Origin of the sequence: Nostoc sp. NMS7 (genome assembly GCF_017115085.1) — a bacterium.
Taxonomy (GTDB): Bacteria; Cyanobacteriota; Cyanobacteriia; order Cyanobacteriales; family Nostocaceae; genus Nostoc.
Map to the genome: position 1 here is coordinate 17916 of NZ_JABXKJ010000221.1, position 10875 is coordinate 28790.

The following is a 10875-nucleotide window of genomic DNA, read 5'->3' on the forward strand; positions in this document are numbered from 1 at the left end:
TTTACAGAAGTTGCCAGAGGCGATCGCATTTGGACAAAATCCAAAAATTGTTCAGCTTCGGCAAAGACAGGGGACTGGAGAGGAGTTCAAAGGCTCAACTGCCAAGTAAAAAGGCTCAACTCTCAAGTAAAAAGGCTCAACTGCCAAGTAAAAAGGCTCAACTCTCAAGTAAAAAGGCTCAACTGCCAAGTAAAAAGGCTCAACTGCCGAGTAAAAAGGCTCAACTGCCGAGTAAAAAGGCTCAACTGCCGAGTAAAAAGGCTCAACTGCCGAGTAAAAAGGCTCAACTGCCGAGTAAAAAGGCTCAACTGCCGAGTAAAAAGGCTCAACTGCCGAGTTCAGAGCTAGTAATGAATATAAGACTCACCTTGACAACACTAATCTCCAATCCTTAATCTCAATCCTTGGGCAAAGCGCTTTGACCAAATGACTGGAAATATTCTTAAATCTCAACCTATAAAGCTTCCTAAACGCCTATGCTAGCGATTGGGTTAGCCACTAAACAATATCGGCGCTAAGAACGCAATCGAAGTAAAGGACTAAGTAAAGATGAGTAAATTTGTAGATACTGCTATTGAGGCGATGGCAGCTCGTGAAATTCTTGATTCACGCGGTAGACCGACAATTGAAGCCGAAGTGCATTTAGCCAACGGTGTTGTCGGACTAGCACAAGTTCCCAGTGGTGCCTCTACTGGCACTTTTGAGGCTCATGAACTGCGTGATGGCGATAAAAGCCGTTATGGGGGCAAAGGCGTACTCAAGGCAGTGCAAAACGTTAGAGAAGCACTTGCACCCCAATTGTTAGGCTTGGATGTCCTCAACCAAGAACTGCTAGACCGGACAATGATCGCCATAGATGGTTCTCCTAATAAATCTAATTTGGGGGCTAATGCGATTTTGGGGGTTTCCCTAGCAGCAGCCAAAGCTGGTGCTGAATCTTTGGGAATTCCTCTATATCGCTATTTAGGTGGACCTTTAGCGAATTTGCTCCCAGTGCCGTTGATGAACGTGATTAACGGTGGCGCACACGCTTCAAACAACGTAGATTTTCAAGAGTTTATGATTGTCCCCATTGGCGCAACTTCCTTCCGGGAAGCATTGCGTTGGGGTGCAGAGGTGTTTGCAACCCTCAGTCAAGTATTAGATGAGAAGGGTTTGCTAACTGGTGTGGGTGATGAAGGCGGTTTTGCCCCTAACCTAGAGTCTAATCAGGTGGCTTTGGAATTGCTGGTTGCTGCCATTGAAAAAGCTGGTTATAAGCCAGGGGAAGAAGTAGCTTTAGCGTTGGATGTGGCGGCTAGTGAGTTTTACAAGAATGGGCAGTATGTTTATGATGGTAAACCTCACGCTCCTAGGGTGTTTATTGATTACCTTGCTCAATTGGTTGAGCAATATCCAATTGTGTCAATTGAGGATGGCTTGCATGAAGAAGATTGGCAAAGTTGGCAATTGCTGACCCAGAAGTTAGGTTCGCGGGTGCAGCTGGTGGGAGATGACTTGTTTGTTACTAATGCCACGCGCTTGCAAAGAGGCATCCAGGAAAAAGCCGCTAATGCCATTTTGATTAAACTCAATCAAATTGGTTCACTCACCGAAACCTTAGAAACAATTGATTTGGCAACTCGCAACGGTATCCGTTCAGTAATTAGCCATCGTTCTGGTGAAACCGAAGACACAACGATCGCTGATTTAGCCGTAGCAACCCGCGCCGGTCAAATCAAAACAGGTTCCCTCTGTCGCAGCGAACGCGTAGCAAAATATAATCGCTTGCTGCGAATTGAAGATGAACTAGGCGATCGCGCCGTTTATGCTGGTGCTGTGGGGTTAGGGCCGAAGTAGAGAGATGAGGGAGCAGGGGGAGATGAGGGAGCAAAATCCCCCTCATCCCCCTCATCCCCATTCATCACGGATAAAACCCCAACTTGGACAACCCCAAGCTTTCATCCCAGCCCATCATGAGATTCATGCACTGAACCGCTTGCCCCGCTTGTCCTTTAATTAGGTTATCAATTGCTGACATGACAATCACCCGACCTGTGCGTGGGTCAACTTCTACACCGATATAACAAAGATTGCTGCCGCTAGCCCATTTAGTTTGGGGGTAAATGCCGCTACCGCAGATTTTCACCCAAGGAGAGTTGCGGTAGAAGGCTGAGAAAATTGTGATTAAGTCATCTCGCACTAAACCAGGATCGCGCAGTGTAGCATATACCGTTGCCAAAATACCGCGCACCATTGGGATCAGGTGTGGTGTAAATTGGATCATGAGTTCGTGACCAGCTAAGTTACTGCAAATTTGCTCAATTTCTGGGGTATGACGGTGACGACCGACATTGAAAGCGGCTATGGAGTTGTCTGCTTCAGATAGTAATAAGTTTGTTTGAGCTTGCCGTCCACTGCTAGATGTGCCAGATTTGGCATCGATAATAGCTGTTTCTGGTACGATTAAACCTTGCTTTAAAAGTGGCAAAAGTGCCAGAAGACTCGCAGTGGCATAGGAACCAGGACAGCCAATGAGTTGAGCTTCGGCAATGCGATCGCGATAAAGTTCTGGTAATCCATAAACTGCTGTAGCTGCAATTGTGCGATCGCTTCTCTGTGTCCCATACCAATTTGTATAAGTTGTCAAATCACTAAACCGATAATCTGCACTTAAATCTAATACTTTACATCCTTTTTCCAACAGTTTGGGCGCGATTTGGCAAGCCAGACCATTTGGTAAAGACAGGAAAACTACTTCACAGCGATGAGCAATTATTTCTGGTTCTACCGCCTCTATTAGCAGGTTAGTTGCATGAGCCAAATACGGGTAGAGATCCCCCAAGGATTTCCCGATACTACTCTCACCGCCTAAATAAACCAGTTCGACTTCTGGATGATCCATCAGTAATCGTACTAACTGTACTCCGCCATAGCCCGACGCGCCAACAATCCCAACGGGTACGCGTCTAAATTTGCCCATGATCTGAAATCCTTATCCCATGAATAGTTAATTCGTTCTCAGCTATAAACAATATCAGCGACTAGACGCACAGCACACAAAACACCCCAAACCCCTCATCCTCTTTATCCTTTACCGTCGCCGCACTTTATCCCCACTTTTGGCAAAAATTTTTGCCAGGTGATCAAATCATCAGAATATTCGGTAAATTGGTAATTGTTTTGAGCGTTTAAAGGGATAGTCAAATATCCCTTCTAAGCAAGACTTAGACAATCGAGCCTGTTTTTAGACCTGAGAGTGTCAATGCTAGTCTACTTCTTGCCTCATAAAGGAGCTACAATTTAAAAGAAGAAATTGTTAAAAAAATTTACCTTGGTAGCGGAAATCTTTCTGTGTCACAGCCTAATATTACCCAAGCTTTTAAATTTAAATTTGATTCGATTGATGCCGCCTTAGCAGACCTAAAAGCTGGTCGCGTTATTGTAGTCGTAGATGATGAAAATAGAGAAAATGAAGGCGACTTAATCTGTGCTGCCCAATTTGCTACACCCGACACGATTAATTTTATGGCGGTGGAAGCTAGAGGACTAATTTGTTTGGCAATGACAGGCGATCGCCTAGATGAGCTAGACTTACCCTTGATGGTCAGCAACATTACAGATACTAACCAAACTGCCTTCACTGTTAGTATTGATGCCAGCCCAGACTTGGGTGTTACCACTGGCATTTCAGCTGAAGACCGCGCCCGCACTATCCAGGTCACTCTCAACCCAGCCACAAAACCTACCGATTTACGTCGTCCTGGTCATATTTTCCCGATTCGGGCTAAAGAGGGAGGCGTACTCAAACGCGCTGGACATACAGAAGCTGGTGTGGACTTAGCTCGACTAGCTGGGCTATACCCATCTGGGGTAATTTGCGAAATTCAAAACCCTGACGGTTCAATGGCGCGGTTGCAGCAGTTAGTTGAATATGGTCAACGTCACAATTTAAAAATTATTAGTATTGCCGATTTAATCAGTTATCGGCTAAAACACGATCGCTTAGTCTATCGGGAAGTTGTTACTAAGCTGCCTAGTCAGTTTGGCCAGTTTGAAATTTACGCCTACCGCCATACTGTGGATAACACAGAACACGTTGCAATTGTCAAGGGCGATCCCGCTAACTTCAAAGATGAGCCGGTTTTAGTGCGGATGCACTCAGAATGCTTAACTGGTGATGCTTTGGGTTCTTTGCGCTGCGATTGTCGGATGCAGTTAGAAGCCGCACTGAAAATGATTGAGGCAGCAGGTCAAGGTGTAGTTGTATACCTGCGCCAAGAAGGACGGGGAATCGGCTTGATTAACAAGCTGAAAGCCTACTCATTGCAGGATATGGGACTGGATACAGTAGAGGCAAATGAGCGTTTGGGATTTCCGGCCGACTTGCGAGACTACGGCATGGGGGCACAAATGCTCATGGACTTGGGCATCAAAAAGATCCGGTTGATTACGAATAATCCCCGTAAAATTGCTGGAGTCAAGGGTTATGGGTTGGAAGTAGTCGATCGCTTGCCATTGTTGATTGAGGCAACCGACTACAATTCCTATTATCTGGCGACAAAGGCGAAAAAGCTCGGTCATCTGCTGTTACAGACTTATCTAGTAACAGTAGCAATCCACTGGCGAGATGACCCGGAAGCTATTACCGAACGTTATGAACGCCTAGAGAAACTGCGACACTTAGCCGCAAGTAATGATTTATTGTTGCAGGAAGAAGCGCGTCCCTTAGCGATCGCTATATTTGACGAGCCATCTTTAACAGTACACTTGGGTTTTGACCAGGCAAAAGTTGCTAGCTCTGATTGGTATCAGCAAAGTGGTCATCCTTATATACAAGCTATCTTCCAAATTCTGGACAACCTCGCAACTTTGCCTTACATCCAGAAACTAGAATTTCTGATTTCCTCTGGTTGCGACCCTTTGAGTAATTTACAAGTCCAACTAGATCGACAGACATTCCCGGATGGTACACTGCCTTCATCGATTAGCGATCGCCTCGAAAAGCAGCAAATCTATAGCTTTACCAAATAGCTTCCATAATCGTTTGGATGCAACGCATGGTAGGGGCACAGCATTGCTGTGCCCCTACGAGTGGTCTGTATTCCATGCAATTGAGAACCGCTATAGATGTAATTTAACAGCAACCAAATAAATAAATTAATTACTTACTTTATAGATTGGTCTGACCTGACGATAAGTATTAAGTAAGTTCAGAAATTTATTACCATCAAAATTTATCGGGTCAATTTTTTTACCAGAACGGTCTACTAGACGGTGCGTAGTAATGCGATCGTTTCTGACTTGACTTTGAGCAATTAACCAAGCAAGAGAATTATATTGAGCTTCGGTGTAACCGCTATGGGTTTGTTGGCTGCTACTGTCATAACTATCTGGCGGTGTTTCCAAAGAAACGTGATAAGCAAAATTATTCACAGACGCGGGCAAATTTGGATTAGTCTGCACAGTTTCCACTCCCTCGGAACCATCAAATACTGAGTTAGCTGCACCAAAAGCCCGCTTTTCTGGCGGTACTAGATAAACCACCGTTCCCTCTAACTTGATTAAAGCGTGGTAACTTGCTTGCACACTTTCATCGTTATGGGCTACTTGAAAGAAATTAACGGCACTGGAAGCAGAATAACCAGTTTCATGGAGGACGATAATTGGTTGATTGTTGACAGGAATGCCGTTAACATCTTGGGCGTATCGTTCTCCATAGTTACTTGGGTCAACCGAAGCAACTTGATAATTAGGTCTATAACGTGCAAAAGCTTTAGTGGTTATGTACCTTGCTACAGGCTTGTAAATCTTGACTGGGGACTTGATAACATTTTGAGATTTCTTCTCCGGGTATTTCGCTGATTGGAATTGCACCTGGGGATATTGACTCCAAGTTGTAGTCTGTGGATAGGATGTATGGGATGTTATCGGACTATGTTGTAATTTTGTTGCTCGTCCAATTAGCAGCACTACAATTAAAGCCATGAACATCAGCGAGATTAGTAGCACCCTAGTCGCCCAGTCTGTAAACCTCATTTTTCTAATACCAGTAAAACGGTAGATATTAACTTACGCGATGTGCAACTTATTCCTCTTCCCCACAGGAAGCAACGGTGTACACACAAGTTATCCGATTACCCAAAAGTCCTCCAAAACCTCAAAGAGTCCTATCGGCCATCCCTCTCCTTACTAAGGAGAGGGACAGGTCTTGCGTAGCAGAACCAGGGTGAGGTTTCTTTGGGCTATTCGAGAAAGCGTCAATTGCGTCTCGATAGACTTGTGTGTACACCGTAGCCCACAGTCCGAGAGGCTTTGATTCTTCCTCCCCAACGCTGGTAGAGAAGGGGTTCGAGGTTAGGTTTGAAAGAAAGTTGCACACAGCGTTAACTTATAGCTAAACTGGCGTGTCCCTGGTAGAGGCGCACTTCTGTAAACCCCTACCGTAGATGGTATCCAAACAATAATCGCTATAATACCTTAATTCTAGTCAAATATACGTTTATAATCTCTGCAATAGTGCTGTTACGAGCCGTTTAATAAGGATGTTTTACCTACACCCCCTTCACCAACTACTAGCAGCTTAGAAAGATATTACTGTTTACCTTCTAACCTGGCTCGAAGATAGGTGAATATTGCCTGCGTTCCCTGCTTGACAATTTCAGGCGGTGGTGAACTTAATTGTGGATTGTTAGAGAGGAATAGCTCAGTCAAGTTGGAGAGTTGGCTAAATTGTGACGGCAGGCTGCTGAGTTGATTGTGATTGAGGAATAGCTTAGTCAAGTTGGAGAGTTGGCTAAATTATGACGGCAGGCTGCTGAGTTGATTGTTAAAGAGGGATAGCCATCTCAAGTTAGAGAGTTGGCTGATTTCTGGCGGCAGGGTGCTAAGTTGATTGTTATTGAGGTCTAGCGCTGTTAATTTGGAGAGTTGGCAGACTTCTGGCGGTAGGCTGCTGAGTTGATTTTGATCGAGGGCTAGCGCTGTCAAGTTTGAGAGTTGGCTGATTTCTGGCGGTAGGCTGCTGAGTCTGTTGTTATATAGGGATAGCACCGTTGCTTTTTCCCTGGCAGCTTTTTCAATAATTTGCAACAGTTCTTCGTTTGTCATCAGCAAACCTCATCAACTCTGTAGCGATATTTACCAGAATAGTGTATCGCAGGTTATGGAGAGTGAAGCTAGATTAATGTGTTCTATCTGCGTAGAAAGGGCTGTAATGTTCAAATTAGCCAGGTGGGTAGGACGCAGTACTTGACGTAGGCGATCGCGATCGCAATAACATTCACTCATTCACAAAGCTCTAAGGTTCATTCACAAAGCTCTGAGGTTCATTCACAAAGCTCTGAGGTTCATTCACGAAGCTCTAAGGTTCATTCACGAAGCTAAAAGGCTCGTTAACGGAGTTGCATCTCATTGCGGCTCTGCTGCAAGTCTTAAGGCGGAGCCTCTCGGAATGCATTCCCAGTCTCCGACTGGGAACGAGGCAATGAGGCAAATGCATTAGTTATTCTCCCCACTCCCCACTCCCCACTCCCCACTCCCCACTCCCCACTAACTATTAACTCTTAAACTGGGCAGTGGAGATGATTGATGCTGCTTAAAATCTGCAAACTCACAGATTGAGTTAAATGGACAAAAGCGGCAGTGCGAGCCAGGATTTGGAGGGAAAATTTTACTGAAATTACTAGCTTCTTGCTGATATTTTTGCAAATCGTGCTGGTGCTTGTGGGCAACATTAGCTAACTCAAATTTTAAAGATTCTAATTCACTATTATTAATACTAATTAATTCCGACTTTTTAGATATTTCCAAATTATAAAATGATGCAACAGCTTTTCGTCCAGGGTAAAGATAACGAGCCGCTAACAAATAAACTAATGCCTGTCGTCGGTCAAAAGCCGACTTACCAGTTTTGAAATCTAAAATATGTAAAGTGCTATCAGCCTCAATGAAAACGCAGTCCATAGCTGCATATAAGCGAAAGGAATAATCTTCTTGTTCAATTAAAATCGCTTTAGGGAAGCCTTCATCACCCGGAGTTAATTGGATAATCTCTTTATCCAAAAGCAACGGAGCATCGTGATATTTTTTCAAAATTTGCAGCACCCGTTGCTGAACTTGTTCGCTTGAGTTGCTTAATTTCAGTAGCTGGGCAACTCTTTCTACACCATCTGCTTGCTTCAACAGATAACTGTGATGATGAAACTCATAAATGCCTTTTTGGGCGAGTATCCCAATTCGCTGGGGTGCGGTGGCTTGGGTCAACAGCGCTTTGACTTGTGGTTCGTGTTGCCGCGCTTTGATAAACCCCCGTCTCATCTGGCAATGCCAGCGTTCTTGCCCGATCGCTGGGGCAATTAGAGACCAAAGGTGATAACTGGCAAAAGGTCGATCGGGGCTTGACATTGCTCAGAAACAGTGAGAGAAAATACGGTGTAAGAAGTTTTAGCTAAGGTTTCCTTAAAAAAGAACTTCCGGGGATACTTGCTGCTACACACTCTTTGCGCGAAGCTTTTATAGTACTAATAATGTACGGGAGCAAGTGGCAAAAATGTCCAGCAAGATCAAATTTGGTACCGATGGATGGCGAGGGATTATTGCCGATGACTTTACTTTCCCTAATGTGCGGAAAGTAACAAGGGCGATCGCTACTTATTTAGAAACAGCCTACACGAAAGATAGACCAGTACTTATTGCCTACGATACTCGCTTTTTAGCTGACCAGTTTGCCCAAACAGCAGCCCAAGTATTAGCAGACTTAGGTTGGACTGTGAAAATTACTGATCGGGATTGCCCCACACCAGTAATTGCCTACAACGCCCGCCACCTAGATTCTGCAGGGGCGTTGATGTTTACTGCTAGCCATAATCCAGCACCCTACTGTGGAATTAAATATATACCCGATTATGCTGGGCCTGCCACTCCAGAGATTACTGATACTATTGTGGCAAATATCGAAAGTGCATCGGATGAGTTGCCTGGAAGCAGCCCATCAGGTTCAATTTCAATTTTCGATCCCAAACCTGATTACATGCAATTTATCTACACCCTACTGGATGTAGATAAGATCAAAAGCGCTAATTTAAAGGTAAAGTACGATGCTTTGTATTCTACCTCTCGCGGCTATTTAGATGAAGTTTTGCAACATAGTGGCGTTGAGTTAGAAAGTTTCCACGATTGGAGAGATGTGTTATTTGGGGGTGGTATGCCAGAACCCAAAGGAGAACAATTAGTTGAGTTAGTGGAAGCAGTACTTCGCGATCGCGCTGATTTGGGTTTGGCGACGGATGGCGATGGCGATCGCTTTGGCATCGTTGATGAACAAGGAAACGTCCTCACACCCAATACTGTGCTGTTAGTTCTAGCACGTCATTTAATCAAAAACAAAGGTAAAACTGGTGCGATCGTCCGCACTGTGGCGACAACTCACCTGCTGGATAATTTCGCTGCTAAAAATGGGCTGCAAATTTATGAAACAGCAGTAGGTTTTAAATACATCGGCGAAAAAATGCGCGAAACTGCTGTATTAATTGGTGGAGAAGAATCAGGCGGTTTGAGTATTATCGGACATATTCCCGAAAAAGACGGGGTATTAGCCGATATGCTAGTGGCAGAAGCGATCGCCTATGAAGGCAAACCTTTGAGTCAACTTGTCAAAGAAGCGATCGCTGAAGCCGATGGCCCTCTTTACAACAACCGCCTAGACTTGCACCTCACAGAAGCGCACAAAACCGCCGTCATCGACTCTTTTACTAAAAATCCACCTACAGAGGTAGCAGGAATTAAAGTCAAGGAAGTGGGGCGTAAAGACGGTATTAAACTCTATTTAGAAGAGGGTAGCTGGGTTTTACTACGTCCTTCCGGTACAGAACCCCTAGTGCGCGTCTACCTAGAAACCAATACTCCCGAAAAACTAACCCAAATCGCCCAAGAGTTAGAGAGTACCATTGCTAAACTAGAGGCATAAAAATTACAGACGCGATTAATCGCGTCTGTACAGGAGTTAAGAGTTGTAAATTAACAATTCTTAACTTATAGCGTTTCTCGTTTACGGGATTTACACCTCTAGGGGCACGGCAGTGCCCATTGGTGTCAACTTAAGGTAGAAATCGCTTGTTAACTTCCAGTCCCGCCCAGAAATAAATTTCTTTGGCTTTTAGCTAAAGTCTACTGAAGTAGACTAAAGACTTTTCGGATTATTTAGTCATCTTTAGATGACTTTCGCTAAAAGCCAAGGAACTTCAGTTCCTTGCGGGACATGGCTTTTACATTAAGTTGACACGTATGGGCAGTGCCGTACCCCTACACCTCGCAATATAATGTTGTACCGCATCTGAATGGGAACCGCTATATAACTCCCATTAACAGTTATGAGTTCTAATTCAATAAATCCTAATTTCTAACTTCTAACTTTTATTAAGATATGAAAACTCTCGCTCCTTTTTTAACATCTTTAGTTGTAGCGGTTTGGGTAATAGCGATCGCAATTATTTCAGTCCAAAATGCCACACCCGTATCGTTAAAATTCTTAACATTCCAATCGATTCAGATACCAATGGGTTTAGTGCTGACTTTTAGTGCCGGTGTAGGGTTAATTGGTATGGCACTGCTGCAACCTCTCTGGGGACTTGCTGGTTCTAGACAGGGTAATTCTCGATTAGAAGACGATGCCGAATTTTTTGTTGACGATGAAGATTAGCTGTGCAGTACCAAAACATTATTACAATCGAACCAGGAAAACGAGGTGGTAAGCCTTGTATTCGAGGAATGCGAATTACTGTATACGATGTTTTATCTTATCTTGCCTCTGGAATGACCTACGAGGAACTGTTCGATGACTTTAGAACTTACGCATTGACAGGAGACCAACTATGTGTATTCAAGCCCAGCTTTTCT

11 protein-coding genes and 1 pseudogene are annotated in these 10875 nt (G+C 44.2%); 6 read left to right on the forward strand and 6 right to left on the reverse strand.

Translation table 11 applies throughout. The features are described 5' to 3' along the window. Positions 1-29 precede the first annotated feature (29 nt). Positions 30-395 (forward strand): hypothetical protein, encoded by a 366-nt coding sequence (locus HWQ38_RS27155; protein ID WP_292799955.1) that lies wholly within the window; start codon positions 30-32, stop codon positions 393-395. Positions 396-549: 154 nt separating this feature from the next. Beyond that, positions 550-1839 (forward strand): phosphopyruvate hydratase, encoded by a 1290-nt coding sequence (eno, locus tag HWQ38_RS27160; RefSeq protein WP_292799958.1) that lies wholly within the window; start codon positions 550-552, stop codon positions 1837-1839. A 64-nt stretch (positions 1840-1903) separates the two neighbouring features. On the opposite strand, the gene argC is transcribed toward eno, so the two are convergent. Then, positions 1904-2962: an N-acetyl-gamma-glutamyl-phosphate reductase gene (gene argC, locus HWQ38_RS27165; RefSeq protein ID WP_292799961.1), complete on the reverse strand. Its 1059-nt coding sequence runs from the start codon at positions 2960-2962 to the stop codon at positions 1904-1906. Positions 2963-3333: 371 nt separating this feature from the next. Between argC and ribBA the strand changes: the two genes are divergently transcribed. Beyond that, positions 3334-5013: a bifunctional 3,4-dihydroxy-2-butanone-4-phosphate synthase/GTP cyclohydrolase II gene (gene ribBA / locus HWQ38_RS27170; RefSeq protein ID WP_292799964.1), complete on the forward strand. Its 1680-nt coding sequence runs from the start codon at positions 3334-3336 to the stop codon at positions 5011-5013. A gap of 126 nt (positions 5014-5139) precedes the next feature. Here the strand turns inward: ribBA and HWQ38_RS27175 are convergent, their stop codons facing one another. From HWQ38_RS27175 to HWQ38_RS27195, 5 genes and pseudogenes are all read right to left on the reverse strand, one after another. Continuing rightward, entirely contained in the window at positions 5140-6018 is an 879-nt protein-coding gene (locus HWQ38_RS27175; RefSeq protein WP_292799967.1) for a peptidoglycan recognition family protein, read from the reverse strand. Positions 6019-6573: 555 nt separating this feature from the next. Further along, a pseudogene (locus tag HWQ38_RS27180) lies at positions 6574-6768 on the reverse strand (leucine-rich repeat domain-containing protein); the annotation flags it as partial. Between the two features lie 12 nt (positions 6769-6780). Further along, positions 6781-7089, reverse strand: coding sequence for a hypothetical protein (locus tag HWQ38_RS27185; protein WP_292799970.1), 309 nt, complete (start codon positions 7087-7089; stop codon positions 6781-6783). Between the two features lie 30 nt (positions 7090-7119). Next, on the reverse strand, positions 7120-7269 hold the full coding sequence (locus tag HWQ38_RS27190; protein ID WP_292799973.1) for a hypothetical protein: 150 nt from the start codon (positions 7267-7269) through the stop codon (positions 7120-7122). A gap of 261 nt (positions 7270-7530) precedes the next feature. Continuing rightward, complete coding sequence (locus HWQ38_RS27195; protein ID WP_292799977.1) at positions 7531-8385, reverse strand: PD-(D/E)XK nuclease family protein; 855 nt, start codon at positions 8383-8385, stop codon at positions 7531-7533. Between the two features lie 145 nt (positions 8386-8530). On the opposite strand from HWQ38_RS27195, the gene HWQ38_RS27200 reads away from it, so the two are divergent. From HWQ38_RS27200 to HWQ38_RS27210, 3 genes are all read left to right on the forward strand, one after another. Further along, complete coding sequence (locus tag HWQ38_RS27200; RefSeq protein ID WP_292799980.1) at positions 8531-9946, forward strand: phosphoglucomutase/phosphomannomutase family protein; 1416 nt, start codon at positions 8531-8533, stop codon at positions 9944-9946. Positions 9947-10402: 456 nt separating this feature from the next. Next, positions 10403-10678: a LapA family protein gene (locus HWQ38_RS27205; RefSeq protein WP_292799983.1), complete on the forward strand. Its 276-nt coding sequence runs from the start codon at positions 10403-10405 to the stop codon at positions 10676-10678. 2 nt (positions 10679-10680) lie between these two features. Continuing rightward, positions 10681-10875 (forward strand): DUF433 domain-containing protein (locus tag HWQ38_RS27210; protein WP_292799986.1); only part of this gene is annotated, 195 nt, incomplete at its 3' end.